The sequence below is a fragment of the Lacrimispora struthionigena genome (assembly GCF_048627165.1).
Lineage (GTDB): Bacteria > Bacillota > Clostridia > Lachnospirales > Lachnospiraceae > Lacrimispora.
In genome coordinates this window covers 432201-448939 of the sequence record NZ_JBMBWP010000001.1, presented here as the reverse complement: position 1 = coordinate 448939, position 16739 = coordinate 432201, and the positions used below count along the sequence as shown (strand labels likewise).

Genomic DNA, 16739 nt, shown 5'->3' with positions numbered 1-16739 from the left:
AACTTTTGCGCGCCTGTATGGAATGTTAATTGGTAACAGCATACTGGTTTTTTCCTTTTCCCTTTGCCTCGTATAATGCCTGATCTGCCCTTCTTAAGATGGCATCGTATTCAGTTTCATTCTCTCCAATCAAAGTAATTCCAATACTGGCATGTACCTTTCCTGAGACATGAAATGCATTAATAATACGCTGGGCAATTGCTTCGGGCTGTTTCCTTCCTCTCATTCCATAAAGCCAGATACAGAATTCATCTCCTCCGAACCGGACAATTACATCCTCCTGCCTGGTGCAGGCACTTAATATCTGTCCCGCCTGAACGAGAACCAGATCCCCTTTATGGTGACCAAAGGTATCGTTTATCTTCTTAAAATCATCGATGTCAAGGAACATGCATGCATAAAAGCGGTTTTTTCCGCCGGCTTTTAATCCATGCTCCACCAGTTTTCTTGCTGTTTCTCTGGTATAAACTCCTGTTAAATAATCCTTCTGCAGTCTCTTTTCTTCTTTTTTTCTGGTGTGAACAATTAAAAGGATCAGGATCACTCCGCAAAACAAAAGGAAGGTGGATCCTGCTATAAATTTTGCAGAAAGGGATTTAATCTTATGAAACGTATTCTCATATCCTTCTGTCTCCACAACGGTCGCCATATACCAGTCATTGATTCCCATAGGCTGGTAGTAAAGAAGGCGGCGGTAATCATTTTCATAATAAGTAATATAACCGGACAGCCCCTGGCTGATTCCGGCTTCCATCTCCGAAAATGTCTCACCCGTTCCAAATTTCCTTGTTTTAAGCATCTCAAACAGAGAAATCTGATTTTCACACGCCGTGCAGGAAATCAAAATCTCTCCATCTTTTTGAAATATCATATTGGCACCGTAGCGGCTTAAATCCGTATCGCTTAAATACTGTTTCAGCCTATCGGAAGACAACTCCAGACACGCCGCACCCTTAACTACACCGTCTCTGATAATGGGGACGGTTAAAATGATACTGTCCTGGCCCTTAAAGCTTTCTTTCAATAATCCGGATATATTCTTTTCACCGTCTAACGCTTTTTTAAAATAGTCACGGGAAGAAATGTCCTGGGTTTCACGATTTCCATAATATAGAGTACCTGACGTATCTGCAACACCAAACCGGGAATCTTCTTTTTCGTAATCCTGTACCTGCTGCCACCATTGTTCGTTGCCTGAGCCATCCGGCAGATCACAGTAGAATGCAAACAATTCCAGCCATTCGAATCTGGTCTGTATCATGGATTCTATATAATTCAGTGCTTTATCATTCTCCTGCTTTAAATCTCTGTGAGTCTGCTGAAACAGACTCTGCTCCACTTCGTGAAAATAATAGAAATTTAAAACACAAATTCCGATAATCACAGATATCACAAGACTTGCCAGGATCAGCAAACCCGGCGGATAATGCCCCCCGTTTCTACGATTCATCATATTTAAAAACACCTGTCCTTAAGAATCTTTCGATTCACAATATCGTCCATTATAAATCCTGTCCTATATCATTACAAGGATAATTTCATCTTTTCTATAAAAAAAACAGCGGGAATGAACCGTATGACCGGTTATTCCCGCTGTAAATTATAAAATTATTTGTTCTCATCCATTGCAACACCGGCAATCCGGATGTTCACATCAAGAACGGAAAGTCCAGTCATGTTCTCAATGGCATTCTGCACCTTTTCCTGAACTTTTTCACTGACGGTTGGGATACTGTAACCATATTTTATGTTTAAGGACAAATCTACGGAAACATGTTCCTCTGTCAGTTCCACTTTGACACCTTTGGATAAGTTTTTCATGCCCAGCTTCGCCACCAGTTCGTTGGTGATGTTGCCTGCCATGGAATCCACTCCATCTACTTCCGTCGCAGCAAGACCTGCGATAATCGCGACTACATCATCTGCGATCTGAACTTCGCCGATTTTATCTTTTTCATATACTTTATGAGTATTTCTGTTTTCCAATTCTGCCACTTCGATTCCCTCCTGTTTAGTATTTCTGGGTTCTGAAATCATTATAGCAAAATTGTCAACTGTTTGCAAAGGCTTTTTACTCTTCCAGTTTCATGAGGGTAATAACGATACTCTCTGCTCCCACTTCAGTTTTTCTCTTTACAATATCTTCAATCTGGGCACGCTGGGGATCTGTAATGCTGGCGGCATTGATGACAACATCAACTTTTCCATTTGAAATGCTGACAACGGGATCTGCAAATCCTTTTGCAAGAAGAAGGGTTTCTGCTGCATTCTCCTTCTCGGCAATGGCTGTCATATCAACCATCTGCTGAATTGCCTGCTGTTTGGCAGCCTCTTCAATGTTTGGATTGTTGATTAAGTTCATCAGAGTTTCTTTATTTCTGGCCCTTACCTGTTCTCTGTTTAACTGCACGCTTGATATGTAATCTGCGACGTTCATACCGCTGGTTAAAACAGCCTCACCAGGATTGTCAAGACCGGTATCAGCTGCCTGTGTTTCACCTTCTGCAAGGCTGGCTGCTGCCTGGGTCTCACCTGCTGCAAGACTTTGAGCTGTTTCATCCCCAGCTGCTACCTGGGTACTTCCGGCCGCTGTCTTATCTGCGCTGCCCGCAGAATCGGCTGCTGCCAGTTTGTCAATATCTGCGGCATCCTGATCCAGACTGGCGATATCCTTGCTGGAATCACTGCCATTTAATGCCTGGTTCTCTGCTAAAATGTCTTCTTCGGAAATGTCTGTCATTCCGGCTTCATACACATCGGTTCCGGAGGCTGCATCCTGCTTTCCGGCATAATTTAAATATCCGGCGGCAGCGATCATGACTGCCAGAGTTGTAATAATAATCTGGTTTCTTCGGAACAGTTTCTTCATATCCATTTTCTTTGGGGTTTTCGGGACATTGGGTTCATTGCTTGTTTTCCAACTTTTCATACCTGACACTCCTTTTTATTCCACCCTCTTTAATACTTTTATTTTATGTGGGGGCAGGTTAAATAATGCTTCCATGGCACTGGAAATTTCAGCTTTTACCGTAGGACTGCCTCCGCCCTGGGCACTGATAATAATTCCTTCTATTTCAGGACGTATTTCTTTCTCCACAATGGGAGCCGTATTTTCTCCCTGGCCGGTAAGAATGGTACTCTCTTTTAATTCTGCGCTTGTAATCTTTCTCGACCCTCCTGATGTGTCATTTTCTTCGGTGGTGGAATTTGAGTTATCTTTATCCACTCTCAGTACCTTTTCCCCTGAAGATTTTACTACAATGAGCACATCAACCTGACCGACTCCATCCACGGTTTTTAATATTTTTTTCACCCTGGCTTCCAGTTCTTCTTCATAAGTGCGGTCAGCGGAAACGGAAGCGGCAGCATCTCCGTCTGCAGGCTGTGTTACAATTCCCTGCTGTAAAGTGGATTGCTTATTATTTTCTTTCTGCGCAGTCTTTTCCACTTTCTTTGCAATTCCGGGACCAGAAGGAAATGTAAGGATCAGGATTATCATTCCAACCGCCAGCAGGATTAACAATTTATCCTTACCCATCTTCCATTTGAATTTCAATATCCTGTTCCTCCAATCCATAATATTCCGCAATCCTCCTTCTAAGACCAGATAGACTGGAATTTTCTTTCTGCTCTTCTTTTTTTCCATCTTCCGGCTTTATTTCAGCACTTTGATCCGATTCTTTCCCAGTTATTCTAATATTTTTTATTTCCTCAACCTTCTTAACAGGATCCATTTTACTGCCAACAGAAGCTGCTTCCTCCGCCTGCATTTCCTCTTTTCCAGAGGAGAGTACAAGGGAAACCTTTACCACATGACCGAACCGGTCACTGGACTGATCACTGTTAATTTCTGCATTGGTTTCTTTGCAGGAAAAACCTGCTGTCTGCGCCATGGTCTCCAAATCAGTTCCCACTGCTTTTTCGTAACCGGAAATCATTCGTTTCAGTCTTGATTCCTCCATTTTTGAAACTTTCCCGGTTAACTCACCTGCTTCCTTTTTAAGGCTTATTGCTTCAAATGAGTAGGCCAGTTTATCATCCAGTCTTAATCCGCCTGTAACGGGCTTTAACACAAGAAGAATCAGCACCATACCGGCAAAGAATTTGACGTATTTTTCATACTTTTTATTTGGCAGAAGATTTTCTACCACAGTGATAAAGATCAGATAATAAGTGATATTTCTGATCCATTCATATAATTGATCCATGCCACTCACCCGGAATAATAGGTTACATTGGTAGAAGCACACACAAGTGCTATGGTGACGATAAATAAAATCATGCAGGATATAGCCACGGACAAAAGCATTTTATGTCCCTTTGCCATATCGGAAATGCAGGATATAATCCGTTTATCACAGACTGGCTGCAAAAGGGCTGCCACACATTGATAAAATAACATTAAGATAACAAGCTTTAGAATGGGAACGATGGTAAGAATAATGAGAATCAGGATACCGGCTGCTCCTATGGTATTCTTAATCAGTACACCAGAGCCTAATACCATCTGGGCCACAGAGCTGACCCCCTGTCCAATACCTGGAATCGCGCCCACCAGCTTCTGCAGGGCTCCTGTCTTTAAGGAATCCACATAAGGAAGCACCATGGACTGGATCATCTGAAACCCCAGGACCAGTCCGATTAAAGTTTTTAAGCTCCAGGAAACCACCTGCTCTAACAGTTCAGTCAGCTTTGATAACATATCCTCTTTTGCAATATGACCTGCCATAACCAGAAGGGCGTATACACGGATCAGTGATAGCAGTACCGTTCCTAAAAGCCACTGGGAAGCAGATAAGATAACCAGGGTAAACTCATAAGATGCCACTGCGGTAGCACTGCTTCCCGCAAATGCCGCCGCCAGAAAATACGCAGGCATCAGCACTCTCATAAATCCCAGTATCTGGTTAACCACGCCGCTTACAATGGAAATGCTGGTAAAAAAGCTGGCTGCCAGATAGGTAAACAGTAATAAATAAGTAACAAAAAAACCTGTTTCGGAGATCTGACTTCCTGTAAATACACTGGAAAAATTAGAAAAGACAGCCCCGATAATGCCAAGTACAAGAATCTGTCCCATCATATGCCCGCTGCTTTCGATTTCGCCCATCAGCATTTTTTTAAGCGCTTTTCCAGTCTGGCTGAGTACATCATTTAACTTCCCATCCATAAGACTTTTCATTAAATCCTGAAAGGAAAGATTAAGCCCCTGATTATCATTTCTCTGATCCAGAAATTTCTGAATATCAGACAGATCATACTGATCCAGATCAAGCCCCTGGGTGACCTCTGTTTCCTGCTCTTTTGCCGGAGCCTCCGCTCCCCAGGAGATGCTGGCGGGAAAAAGAAAACAAAGAAGACACAGAAAAAATAAAAACCTCCTTTTCATGTTCCTTCCTCCTGTCATGATAAAAATACCTGAAGTGTTTCAATCAGTGCCAGAAGAATTGGCATACTGACCGCCAGCACGGAAAGCTTTCCAAATATCTCTATCTGCGTTCCCACTGCACCGTAGCCTGCATCTTTACAGATTCCCGATGCAAACTCTGCAATATAGGTAATTCCTATCATCTTTACCAGGGTGGAAAGATAGACGCTGTTAATTTTTATGTAGGACTGGATTTCTTTCATGGTATCAAGAATTGTGCTAAGCTTTCCTACCCCATAAAAAAAGATAAAAAACCCTGCTGCAAGGACCAGAAGAGTTCCGTATTCCCCCTTCATTCCTTTTAGGGAAACTGCCAGAAGCACTGCCACAATCCCCACAACAGCTATGGAAACAACCGTCATATTCTCACCTACAATGCAAACAGATTTTTAATGGATTCAAACAGCTGATAAATGTAAGGTACCAGCCAGAACAGCACAAGAATGAGCCCTGCCAGGCTTGTTAAAAATGCCTGTTCTTCCCGTCCGCTGTGTTTTAATACCTGGCAGATGACGGAAACCAGAATTCCCACTGCTGCAATTTTAAATATCAAATTGACTCCCATGCTATCCTCCTTAATACATTACAATGGTCAGGAATAAACCTCCCATGATGCCAAGGCTTGTATAAAGCCGGCTTTTTTCCTGTTTATGATTTCTTAGATAATCAATTGACAGATCCAGCTGTTCCAGATAAAGAAGGATTGTCCTCTCCTGCATTCCGGTGTCCAAATATCCCAGATGTTCCCCAAGGCCCTTTAAATTCTGCTTATCCTCACTGGAAAGACACACCTCTTTTGGAAGACCGTCAATTTCTTCCTGCCAGATACCGTAAAAGCTTTCCCCTCTTTGCCCCATCAATCGTTCGGACACCTTTAAAAACAAATCTCCCATCTGCCCTCCTGCTTTCCTGCCTGTCCGCTCAAAGGCTTCTGCCAGGGGAGAATTGGCATAGACGATTTCCCCTTTTAAGAGAAATATCATTTTCCTTAAATGTTCCACTGTTTTTAAATGCTCATTCCACTGGGATGCCATATAAAAACCAAGACCGGAGCAGGATACGATTACAAGGGCTGCCCCTGCCAGCCTCAAACATGTATTACCCATAAGCCCTGCTCTCCTGCCTGTCCGGCCGGACCCCTGTCCCAAATATATTTGCCTGATACAACTGGGTTCCTCTGGAATCAAAGATCTGATCAATGTTTCCGATTCTGCCTAAATTGTTTAAGACGATATACCGTTCAAAAATCCGTTCCTCCAAAAGACTTCTCAGCACCGGCTTCTGTCTTAAATCTTCTATGGAGCTGCCGTGTACCGTTGCGATGAGTTTGCATCCGCAGTTCATTACGTATTCGATGGCATCTAAGTCTTCCCTGCTTCCCACCTCATCCACTGCAATCACTCTGGGAGACATGGTGCGGATTAACATCATCATCCCCTTTGCTTTTGGACAGCAGTCTAAAATATCAGTGCGGATTCCCAGATCATTTTGTGGCGCTCCCTGGTAACAGGCTCCGATCTCAGACCGTTCATCTACTACTCCCACGTTCATGCCTTCAAACTCTCTGGATCCATCTGATATCTGCCGGATCAAATCCCGAAGAAGTGTGGTCTTTCCGCATCTGGGCGGAGAAATAATCAGGGTATGGCAGACCTCTCTTTGATTTTTATAGACAAAAGGCAGTATGGGAGAAGCACAGCCCTTTACCTGATGGGAAAGGCGGATATTAATAAAAGATATGTATTTCATGGTTTTTATCCCGGACTCATCGAGGATTGTCTTGCCTGCAATCCCGATTCTATGCCCCCCTTGTACAGTAAGGAAGCCCTGCTTTAATTCTTCTTCAAATGCATACAGGGAGTAGTTGCTCATATACTCCATGGTTTCCTTCAATTCGTTTTTTGTAATGTGATAGGCTTCTTCCAGTTTTTTGCTGATATCCCCTGATCCGGTTAAATAATACTCTTCGTTTCTGTACACCAGCATAAGAGGGGCAGCCACACGGAGCCTTATTTCCTGGACTTCGTCGAAATTTAAGGCTACCTTGTTTAAGATTTCTCTTACGTTTTTAGAAAACAGATTGATCAGCTCGTCTTTTCTCTCCACTCTCATCCCTCCTCTTACCTCAATATATGAAAAGTGGGACAAATTATGACTTAAAAAAAGTCCGTTCTTTGCGTCATCATACTGACGTAAAAAACGGACTTCCTGTGGACTCTGTTATTTTTACATGCTGTCTCTCAGTTTAAAAGTCTCCACTTCCTGTTTCAGTGCCTGAGCCAGGGAATCCAGCTCCTCACTGGAAGCAGAGCTTTCCTCGGCCGTAGCAGCATTATTTTGTACCACAGTGGATACCTGGGACAGTCCCTGGTTAATCTCTTCCATTGCCTGAACCTGGGCTTCGGAAGCCAGGGCAATCTCATGAATAATGTCATCAACCAGACCAGCTTTTTCTTCCACTGTTTTTAAAATTCCCGCAGACTGGTCAGCCAGTTTTCCTCCTTCTGAAATAGTAGCTACGGAATAACCGATTAAATCTGCTGTCTGCTTGGCTGCTTCTGCAGATTTGGCTGCTAAATTACGTACTTCATCTGCCACCACTGCAAATCCCTTTCCAGCTTCTCCAGCACGGGCCGATTCCACGGCAGCGTTTAAAGCCAGAATATTGGTCTGAAATGCAATATCCTCAATTACCTTTGTAATGTTTTTAATCTTTTCGGAAGCTGCACCGATTTCTTTCATGGAACGGTCCAGCTGATCCATACATTCATTGCCTTCCCTGACTCCTGTTACAGCTTCCTTTACAAATCTGGTGGCATTCTCTACCCGTTTCGCATTTTCCTCTGCCTGGCTGGATACATTGGAGATGGCAGCATTTAACTCTTCCACAGTGGCAGCCTGCTCGGTAGCTCCCGTAGCAAGAGACTGGGAAGCACTGGATATCTGCCTTGAACCTTCTGCTACCTGATCAGAGGATACACGGATGTTTCCTAAAACTGAATTGAGATTTAAAATAATTCCTCTTAAGGAATCCTTGATCTGAACGAAATCCCCTTTGTAATCCTGGTTTACACTGACGGTACAGTCTCCTCTTTCCAGGCTGGACAGAATGACTGATATTTCATTAATATAACTGTTTAACGTGGCAACTGTACCTGTAAATGATTTGGAAAGGGTTTCCAGCTCATTGCCTGAATTGATCTGGGGCACTGGAGAATGAAGATCTCCTTCTTCCAGAAGCCGGATCCGGTTAACCAGATTTAAAATAGGTTCAACAATGGGTTTTGCAATCCGGAATGCAACTACAAATGACAGAAGGATCATAATCATGGTGATAATCATGGTATTAATAATGGAGGACCGAAAACTTGACATCATCTCCGATTCCTTTGTAACTACACCGATTGACCAGCCGTCTGTCCCCTTTATGGGAGTATAACCAGTGGTCATATTCACCCCTTTGAAATTAACCGTCTGTATTCCTGTCTTCCCCGCTATCATGTCCTTCATTTCATCGGATGTACCCTGATAGTTTTTATCTGTTTTGGCTATTTCAATATAGTTAGTCTGATCTTTTACCCGGTCTCTGTTTTTGTGGGCGATAATCTTTCCTTCTTTATCAATAATAAATCCGTAGCCGGACTCACCAACCTCCACACCATCAATCATTGTGCTGAAGGTATCTGAATCCAGTGTTGCAATGACAATTCCATTATAATTATCACTTTTTACCTTTGCAGATACTATTAATACAGTTTTACCCGTTACTTTGCTTACAATGGTAGAGGATATGTATGTATTTCCCGCAATAGACTGTTTAAAATACTCCCGTTCGCTGGCGTCCCCACCATCGCTGGTTTTTCCGTCTGCACCCGCAATGGAAAGCGTTGCAAATCCGTTATCTTTTGCAATTTCAGCCAGTAACTGGGTCCTCTGATCCTTACTTAAGGATGAATCCGTAATTTCCGGATTCTGTGCAATAAATTCAATTCTTGCTCTGTAAAGATCTATGGAATTCTCCACTGACTGGCTGTAGGCAGTGGCACATTCCGTCAGACGAAGTTCAATGTTCTTCTTGGCATCCCGGTAAAACATCATACCGTTAATCAATCCGTAGATGGCTGATATGGTAACTGCCATACCAATGATTCCATAAAGAAGCCTCTTTTTTATGGACTTATTTTCCATTTTTTCTGTAATCTTTCTGCCTACTGAGTTCTTTTGTTTCCATGCTTTCCTGTTTTCTTTTTCCATCATATTGCCCCTTCTCATTTTATTCTTTCGAGTAATCGCCATCCCGCCAGCCAACTATTACATTCATGACGGTGGGAATGATGAGTGTAAATAAATTAATATAGGATACCAGCGTAAGTCCTTTGGAAACAAGGCTGGTAAGCCCCACCTGTGAGACACCCCAGGTAATAATAATATAAAACAAAGTGAGCAAAGCTCCTCTTTTGTTTCTTTTTGCTTCTGCTGTCTGGGCATTCTCTCCTGTTTTTTTCTGATACCAGTTGATCACGCGGTCATTAAATCCCTGAGCATAGTTAATTGCTGTGGAAATGGTGGCAAAAAAGATGGAAATGGTAATGAGAGTCAGTAAAACCGCTTTCACCTGCTCTCCTCCAAATCCGTTTTGCACCACCAAAATGGTGTACACCGCTTTTCCCGCTTTCCAGCCTTCTAATACCTCAGAATAATTAGCAGCTAAATTGACCACGGTGATTTCAAGGAAAATCCAGTTTAAAATAACAGACAGAACCACAGACCAGCGCAAAGTACTTTTATTTTTAAACAGCTGCGCGTGATTTACATAAGCTCCGAATCCGCCAAGATTCTGACCGGAAAATATGTAGGCCCAGCATAACGCTGTCAGAAGGTAACTTAAAAAGCTTCCTGCCCCCGATGCAATTCCCTGATTAAAGGATTCTCCCATTACTCCCAGTTCTCTTGTCAGCCTGCCGCTGCTGATATTGTAAATAAGATTGGGAACGTGAATTGCCAGTAAAGTGACAAAGATCACTGCACTCATGAAAACGGCATTTTTTCTTACAAGACCGGCTCCTTTCATGCAAAGTAAAAACATAATAATTCCGACTGCAAAGGTAGTAATCAGGTAAGGCATTCCCGAAAGCTCTGCTAACGCTGATCCGGAAGAGGAGTAGGCAAGAGCCATGCATACGATTAAAAGCCAGTTAAAGTTAAACTCGTATACAAGCTGCATTGGTTTTGCAAACCTGCCTCCCAGAAAACGGGAACCGTATTTCTTTAAAAACTGACCATAGTCAAAGGTTTTAAAATCCATCGCAAACTTCATAAAAAAATAGATAATAAAACAGTTGATTGCCGCTACCACAAGGGGCATGAACAGGCAGAAATAAGGCTGTGTTACTTTAGGCAGCATCCCGTAAAATCCCGTATTCATAAAAAAATAGGACCAGGGTGTTGAACCGGCGGCAAATCCGCCCCCGCACTGGGAACTAAATGCTATGGAAACAAATACAACTACCGTCTTCCAGTCTACTGCACTGGTTTGATTTCTGTTACCTGCAACTCCGGTGCTCATAATACCATCCTCCTTTATGACGACCCAGTACCCCTCTCCCCATGAAAGTCGAACTATGTCGTATTTTTAACAATATAGTCATATTATAAGACATGTACGAAATAACATCCAATCGATCCCTCCTATGTATAACAGTGGATTAATAGTTTTTGACCATATATTTATTTACCGCTTGTACGGTAGTAAAAAAGTATGATATATTGCAGAAAGTACGAAAATTCTTTTTATAAAGAAGAGGAGGAAGACCAAATGCGTGAAGAAATTATGGAAGGAATCCGGCGTCACATCCTCCCTTTAAGCGGTGTGGAGAAAGCCGAACTTTTAGAGGTATGGCCCGGTCACTCGAAAATTACTTTAGAAATTACAGAAGGTGCCTTAAATCTATATGGAAATCTTCATGGAGGCTTTATTTTCACCCTTTGTGATATTACATCTGGTATGGCTGCCTATGCTTACGAGTACGCCAATGTTACACAGCATGGAAATATTGATTTTTTAAAAGGAATCAGCTCCGGTCAGATCTTTGTGGAGGCAAACGCCATTCATAAAGGAAGACGGTCGGTGGTAAACAGAGTGGAAGTCACATCTTCCGATGGAATGCTTCTGGCTGCCGGTTCCTTTACCATGTATCTGCTTTCAGCACTTTAGGCAAAAAAAAACGTATGAGGTTTTATCCTCAATACGTTTTCTCTCTACTAGTTTAAAATTCTTCTCACCGACTGAATCGGCTGAAAATCCACATTGGATATCTTAATTCCATCCTCGGGACCGCTGGCGTGAATCAGCTGGCCATTGCCTGCATAAATCCCGATATGGCCTATGTATGAGATAAGATCTCCCGGTCTGGCATTTTCAATACCGCCTGCATCCACTCCTGCAGCTGCCTGATCCTGGGAGGTTCTTGGCAGATTGATTCCGAAATTTTTATATACACTCTGTACAAAACCGGAACAGTCTGCACCCTCAGTCAGGCTTGTCCCTCCATACCGGTAAGGGTTACCTAAAAATTGTCTTGCAAAGGACACCACCTGATCTCCTGCTGCTGACTGGTTTGGTGAAGAGGGTCCGTTTATTCTGGCCCCCGGTCCATTTACAGTATTTATGATAAGGGGTTCTATCAGCGGTATGGGTTCATTTGCTGAAACAGTGTCAGCCTTTGCCGGAAAGCTGACTGATCCTGCGATTAGAATCCCTGTAAACAAGACTGCAATTAATGTTTTCTTATGCATGGTTTCTCCTCCTGTGAATTTTAGAATCCCATATCTTTCACGTCTTCTGACAGAAATCTGTGGTATGTCCCATGATTATCATGGAATTTAATAAAATAACGGTATGAATCCCTGGCAGGGTCTTCGAAATACAAAATATAATCGCATTCTTCCCCGTCGCAGCTTTCGCAGATATATCTGCCGTCTGAATATCTGGAGAATACGTTTTTAATATCTTTAAGCTGTACACCAGGCTTTTCAATAATCTTAATAAATTCTTCTAAAAACCCACTCTTCTCTTCCTGTTCCCATACATATTGTGCCCCTTTTGGGGGAATGAGAAAGCAGAACCGGTCCTGACTTTTCGTAATTTTTATTTCTCCCAGCCGGTCTTTTACATAAGCTTTAAATTCTTTCAGTGCTGTTTTTATTTCATCATCTGAATCCCCTGATTTCAGGATATTAAGCAATGCTTTTTCAGGATAATAAAACCGGATTACTTCCTTTTCATATCCCAGTTTCATCTGTACTTCCATGATTGAATTAATGAGCATACGCTCCAGAGCAGCAACCTGCATGTCCGCTCTCCTTTCCATTCTTACCGGCACATTATTCATGAAGCCGCCTTATGATTTTAAAAATAATACCCCCCTCAGTAACGAATGGCTGGGAATGGGAAAAAAATACGATTCCTTCCGTAGGCGCAAGAATCTGGCTTATAATCTCACCTTCATAGGGATCCAGGATATCTGCCAGAATCTCCCCCCTGCTTACTTCCTCGCCTGGCTTTACGTGGGGACGGTAAATGCCGGCACAGTCTGTCCTGACACTGGATAAATCGCTTTCGTGAAGAACGGTTGCAATATAGCCGCTGTGACTGGTGTAACGCACCATTCCCATACGGGTTAAAAACCGCAGCACAGAAGCCACTGCCATACGGGCAGAGGGTTCGTCAATCTGATCCGTTCCGCTGGTATAAATGGAGAATGCGCTGGTATTCTTTAACTGCCAGTTATAATTCAGTGTTGCCTTATCAAATGGCTTGGCATCCCGGACCACCACATAGGGAAGCCCAAAGAGATTTGCAAGACTGGGGTTTTGAAATCCGGTATCCATCATACGCACATGTGGTACGAAATTACCAGGTATATAAAAACTGGTAAACTGAATTCCATAGCTGTATTCTTTCACTGCATCGAAGATGCCTGCTGCAATCCGTTTCGTCGTTTCTCCGCTTCCATCTCCCGGATACATGCGGTTAATGTCCGAATCATCGGTAGGCCAGAACCGTTTGCCAACATTCAATGAGGCTGTATTCACTGTGGGAATCACCATAATCTCATTGCCTTTAATGATGGCTCCCCGCTCTTCTAACTCTTTCAGCTGTCGGATTAACTGGGAACAGATATAAAGCTGCTGTACCTCGTTGCCTCTGCATGCGCCTACAATACAGGCCGACTTTTCCCCTTTGCCAAAATGATAGCCATACAGATTCATATCATCTCTGTAAAGATTCTTCAGTGTGAAAATGGTTTCTTTTCTCATGCCTGCTCCCCTCCTAACACCCGCGCCAGCAAAGATCCTGCCGATACCACCGGATATTCCCTGAGGGTAAATACCAGACCATCAATGGGAGAAACCACTTCCTCCAGAATTGTTCCCGTTAAAGGATTTAAGATCTGCCCTATGGGCTGGTTTTCTCTCACGATACCAAGATGCTCCACCAGGGGCATAAATATTCCCGGGCTTTCTGAATGCAAAAGTCCAAGCTTCCGATTATAGGAAATCATGGGTTCTTTGGGAACTACGGTTTCTCCGGTCCAGATTCCCAGTTCCTTCATCAGGCAGAGGATGCCTTCTGTCAGCTGCTTTCCATAAGTTTTAGTAATCCGCATTCCCACTCCCATCTCAACTACAAAGGTAGGAACTCCAATGCTGTTTAATCCGTGGGACAGGGTGGAATCCAGCACTACGGCATTCTCATAAACCCAGACCAGATCCACATTCATCAGCTTTGCGTAGCCGATCAGCTTGTCTGCATAGGCTTCGCTCATACGGATCTGGGGAATCTCTCTTAAAAAGATATTACTGGCATGTAAATCCACACAGAAATCAGAACCGGAGATGTCTGCCATGATCTCAGAAGCAATATGTTCTGATACAGCTCCCTCCTCATCACCTGGAAAAATCCGGTTCATATCAATGTCATACCCGGGCAGGCCTCTGGTAATGGAATCGATTCCAAGTGGGTTAAGTGCCGGATATATATCAACAATTCCTTTTAAATGATCCTTATTTTCTCTGATAATACGGTTAATTTCATAACATACAAACTGGCCTTCCAGCTCGTCCCCATGAACGCCGGTGACAATACTGATCCGCTTTTCTTTACCGGTTACCGTCTCTGGTACCAATCGGTTTTTATATATATTCCAGCTTTCTCCTACAGGCAAACCTACGGATGCAACTGTTCTTATCATATTTCTCATCACCCTTGTTCTTATACTTTATTACATTATAAGAATAAATCAGCATGATTCAAACGTCAAGTAATTCCTGCCTGTTGGACTCTTCCTTTTTTATCTGAATTAACATTCCATCCATAACTCTTGCCCCCGGCATAAGAACTTCCTCTTCTGATGTCACCAGCCCGTCATCAAACCATTTTTTAATCTGACTTCTGGAAACTTTAAGCTCACCTGCAAGCAGAACATCTGCCCTGAGTTTCAATGCCGACGGATTTTTTATCTGTATTTCCAGAGAATATTCTTTGTTTCCTGGTGTGGTAGTGGGGGTCTTCAGGATATGATACCCAGATTTTGCTTCCACGATTTCCGCTTTGTTTTTTATAAACAGTTCTCTGTTACTTCCATAACTGGCAGCCAGCTGTGGGCTGTTGCTTAAAAAGCCTTTATATTCTTCTTTATCTATATTCTCTGGGTTTGCCCGCTCAATAATGGTCATATTCCAGGAAGTGTCACAATGACTGCAGCGATAGATTAACCATATGTCAAGCAGTTTTCCATTGGCATTTACCCTGAATTTCCCGCTGTTTTGAAATTCTGTTTTTCCTTTGCATTTTGGACACCTTCTTATGACAGTGGACAGCTGATCGGGAACAATCAGCCATAGTTTCCGTAAATTACGATTCATATCTTCCTCCATATTGTCGTCTTTACGGATAACTCTACTATGAACGAAGCCGCCTTCCCACCTCACTCTCGATTATGAAATAAAAAAAAGGCAGTGTATCATCGTTATAATGACACACTGCCTGTATCTACTTTCTTCTCCTGGAGTACGATCCTTTGAATGCTCTTCTCTGACAGATAATAGCGTTCTGCCAGAACCTTTACACAAAATCCGGATACATAATCTATATAGATGGAGCGATCCCTGCGTTTCCGCTCTTCTCTCGCTCCGGTTCCTTCTCCCCAGGTCCTTTTGTTTTCCTGTTTTCTGGGGATATAGACATACTCCCCGTCAATATAATTCTGAATCAGCTCCACCAGCTCTTCTGGCAGAATTTCATTGGCTCTCTGATAGCGCATCGCTGCCTCCTAAACAATTTTCTGTCCGGATTAGCAAAGGCTATACAATTACTTATTATTTCACTGCATAACCCGTGCTATGCAGTCTTTGAGGGTTCCATCATAAATAACCCGCCTCCTTTTCAACACTCATTCACCCGCTGTATCGTTAATATTTTACCACAAAATCATGGGAAATAATACCTTATAATTAATATAGAATTAAAAATGATCACTCCTTAGCTCTTTACAACCACCCCTAAGTATTTCGCCAGTTCTGCCGCCTGATATAAATCCACCACTGCCCCTTTTAGTTCCCTGCACTCATCGGAGAGAACAAGACCTTGAATGGAACAGGTAGTAAAATTCATCCCTTTCAACATCGTCTTAAAAAAGCTGGCATTATCTAAGTTGACCTGATTCCACAACAAGTCCTTCATTCGGCACTGGGTAAGAAATACTCCCTCTAACTGGGAGCCGGTAAGGTTAATGTGTTCCATCTTGGAACTGTCAAAATTGGCATAGCGGAAATTACAGTCTGTTATTCTGGTATGTAGTATGGTACTGCCGCAAAACCTGGCGCCCACTCCTTTGGAAGAAATAAATTCTGTCCGGTTAAAATAGCAGTCTTCCAGACCGCAGTTGGATAAATTACAGGAACGGAAAACAACATCTGTAAATTCCCCTTTTTCAAAAGAACAGTCCTGAAACAGGCAGTTTTCAAAAACGGAAGCGGAAAACTGCATACGGGAAATATCCTTCCCACTCATACGGACGTTTCGGATTATGGCATCCCGAATTTCTTCTTCCCTCTCTATTTTTCTAACTAATTCCTCTTCTTCAATGAGAATCAGTTCCTCTTCCCCTGAAAGAATCGGCGCAAGCAGCTTGTCTTTCATCTTTCCATACTCCTTTATATTCTTATTGCTTTTATTATGCCACACAGCTTTCGTCTGGACAATCATAAAAAACAAAATTCAAAATTCATGCATAGGCACTGGCTATCA

The 16739-nt window shown here is 42.8% G+C and carries 20 protein-coding genes; 1 reads left to right on the top strand and 19 read right to left on the bottom strand.

The genetic code is table 11. The features are described from left to right. Nucleotides 1-25: 25 nt before the first annotated feature. The 12 genes from ACOAOT_RS02100 to ACOAOT_RS02045 all read right to left on the bottom strand — a co-directional run bounded on the left by ACOAOT_RS02100 (nucleotide 26) and on the right by ACOAOT_RS02045 (nucleotide 10994). On the bottom strand, nucleotides 26-1453 hold the full coding sequence (locus ACOAOT_RS02100; RefSeq protein WP_420215438.1) for a sensor domain-containing diguanylate cyclase: 1428 nt from the start codon (nucleotides 1451-1453) through the stop codon (nucleotides 26-28). A 155-nt stretch (nucleotides 1454-1608) separates the two neighbouring features. Beyond that, the gene (locus ACOAOT_RS02095; protein WP_420216637.1) at nucleotides 1609-2037 is read right to left on the bottom strand and encodes an Asp23/Gls24 family envelope stress response protein; all 429 of its coding nucleotides are present in this window, start codon (nucleotides 2035-2037) and stop codon (nucleotides 1609-1611) included. 34 nt (nucleotides 2038-2071) lie between these two features. Then, complete coding sequence (locus ACOAOT_RS02090; protein ID WP_420215437.1) at nucleotides 2072-2929, bottom strand: SpoIIIAH-like family protein; 858 nt, start codon at nucleotides 2927-2929, stop codon at nucleotides 2072-2074. 15 nt (nucleotides 2930-2944) lie between these two features. Beyond that, on the bottom strand, nucleotides 2945-3577 hold the full coding sequence (locus ACOAOT_RS02085; RefSeq protein WP_420215436.1) for a SpoIIIAG-related protein: 633 nt from the start codon (nucleotides 3575-3577) through the stop codon (nucleotides 2945-2947). Then, entirely contained in the window at nucleotides 3531-4208 is a 678-nt protein-coding gene (locus tag ACOAOT_RS02080; protein WP_420215435.1) for a stage III sporulation protein AF, read from the bottom strand. The genes ACOAOT_RS02085 and ACOAOT_RS02080 overlap by 47 nt, the downstream gene beginning before the upstream one ends. A gap of 5 nt (nucleotides 4209-4213) precedes the next feature. Further along, complete coding sequence (locus tag ACOAOT_RS02075; protein ID WP_420215434.1) at nucleotides 4214-5389, bottom strand: stage III sporulation protein AE; 1176 nt, start codon at nucleotides 5387-5389, stop codon at nucleotides 4214-4216. Between the two features lie 14 nt (nucleotides 5390-5403). Further along, nucleotides 5404-5790, bottom strand: a complete 387-nt coding sequence (spoIIIAD, locus tag ACOAOT_RS02070; RefSeq protein WP_420215433.1) for a stage III sporulation protein AD — start codon at nucleotides 5788-5790, stop codon at nucleotides 5404-5406. An 8-nt stretch (nucleotides 5791-5798) separates the two neighbouring features. Then, nucleotides 5799-5993: a stage III sporulation protein AC gene (gene spoIIIAC / locus ACOAOT_RS02065; RefSeq protein ID WP_013273849.1), complete on the bottom strand. Its 195-nt coding sequence runs from the start codon at nucleotides 5991-5993 to the stop codon at nucleotides 5799-5801. 10 nt (nucleotides 5994-6003) lie between these two features. Next, nucleotides 6004-6534, bottom strand: a complete 531-nt coding sequence (locus ACOAOT_RS02060) for a stage III sporulation protein AB (protein WP_420215432.1) — start codon at nucleotides 6532-6534, stop codon at nucleotides 6004-6006. Next, nucleotides 6527-7534: a stage III sporulation protein AA gene (spoIIIAA, locus tag ACOAOT_RS02055; protein ID WP_420215431.1), complete on the bottom strand. Its 1008-nt coding sequence runs from the start codon at nucleotides 7532-7534 to the stop codon at nucleotides 6527-6529. Before spoIIIAA ends, ACOAOT_RS02060 begins: the two co-directional genes overlap by 8 nt. Before the next feature lie 120 nt (nucleotides 7535-7654). After that, a complete protein-coding gene (locus tag ACOAOT_RS02050) occupies nucleotides 7655-9685 on the bottom strand; it encodes a methyl-accepting chemotaxis protein (protein ID WP_420215430.1) in 2031 nt (676 codons plus the stop codon). Nucleotides 9686-9701: 16 nt separating this feature from the next. After that, on the bottom strand, nucleotides 9702-10994 hold the full coding sequence (locus tag ACOAOT_RS02045) for a hypothetical protein (RefSeq protein ID WP_420215429.1): 1293 nt from the start codon (nucleotides 10992-10994) through the stop codon (nucleotides 9702-9704). 249 nt (nucleotides 10995-11243) lie between these two features. On the opposite strand from ACOAOT_RS02045, the gene ACOAOT_RS02040 reads away from it, so the two are divergent. Next, on the top strand, nucleotides 11244-11642 hold the full coding sequence (locus ACOAOT_RS02040; protein WP_420215428.1) for a PaaI family thioesterase: 399 nt from the start codon (nucleotides 11244-11246) through the stop codon (nucleotides 11640-11642). Between the two features lie 47 nt (nucleotides 11643-11689). On the opposite strand, the gene ACOAOT_RS02035 is transcribed toward ACOAOT_RS02040, so the two are convergent. The 7 genes from ACOAOT_RS02035 to ACOAOT_RS02005 all read right to left on the bottom strand — a co-directional run bounded on the left by ACOAOT_RS02035 (nucleotide 11690) and on the right by ACOAOT_RS02005 (nucleotide 16631). Next, entirely contained in the window at nucleotides 11690-12223 is a 534-nt protein-coding gene (locus ACOAOT_RS02035) for a C40 family peptidase (protein WP_420215427.1), read from the bottom strand. A 20-nt stretch (nucleotides 12224-12243) separates the two neighbouring features. Continuing rightward, entirely contained in the window at nucleotides 12244-12819 is a 576-nt protein-coding gene (locus ACOAOT_RS02030) for a DUF3877 family protein (protein WP_420215426.1), read from the bottom strand. Next, on the bottom strand, nucleotides 12812-13747 hold the full coding sequence (locus tag ACOAOT_RS02025) for a M14 family metallopeptidase (protein ID WP_420215425.1): 936 nt from the start codon (nucleotides 13745-13747) through the stop codon (nucleotides 12812-12814). Before ACOAOT_RS02025 ends, ACOAOT_RS02030 begins: the two co-directional genes overlap by 8 nt. After that, complete coding sequence (locus ACOAOT_RS02020) at nucleotides 13744-14682, bottom strand: M14 family metallopeptidase (protein ID WP_420215424.1); 939 nt, start codon at nucleotides 14680-14682, stop codon at nucleotides 13744-13746. Before ACOAOT_RS02020 ends, ACOAOT_RS02025 begins: the two co-directional genes overlap by 4 nt. Before the next feature lie 58 nt (nucleotides 14683-14740). Then, entirely contained in the window at nucleotides 14741-15355 is a 615-nt protein-coding gene (locus ACOAOT_RS02015) for a DUF1062 domain-containing protein (protein ID WP_420215423.1), read from the bottom strand. Between the two features lie 104 nt (nucleotides 15356-15459). After that, nucleotides 15460-15753, bottom strand: coding sequence for a CD3324 family protein (locus tag ACOAOT_RS02010; RefSeq protein WP_420215422.1), 294 nt, complete (start codon nucleotides 15751-15753; stop codon nucleotides 15460-15462). A gap of 218 nt (nucleotides 15754-15971) precedes the next feature. Further along, on the bottom strand, nucleotides 15972-16631 hold the full coding sequence (locus tag ACOAOT_RS02005) for a pentapeptide repeat-containing protein (protein ID WP_420215421.1): 660 nt from the start codon (nucleotides 16629-16631) through the stop codon (nucleotides 15972-15974). Nucleotides 16632-16739: the final 108 nt, after the last annotated feature.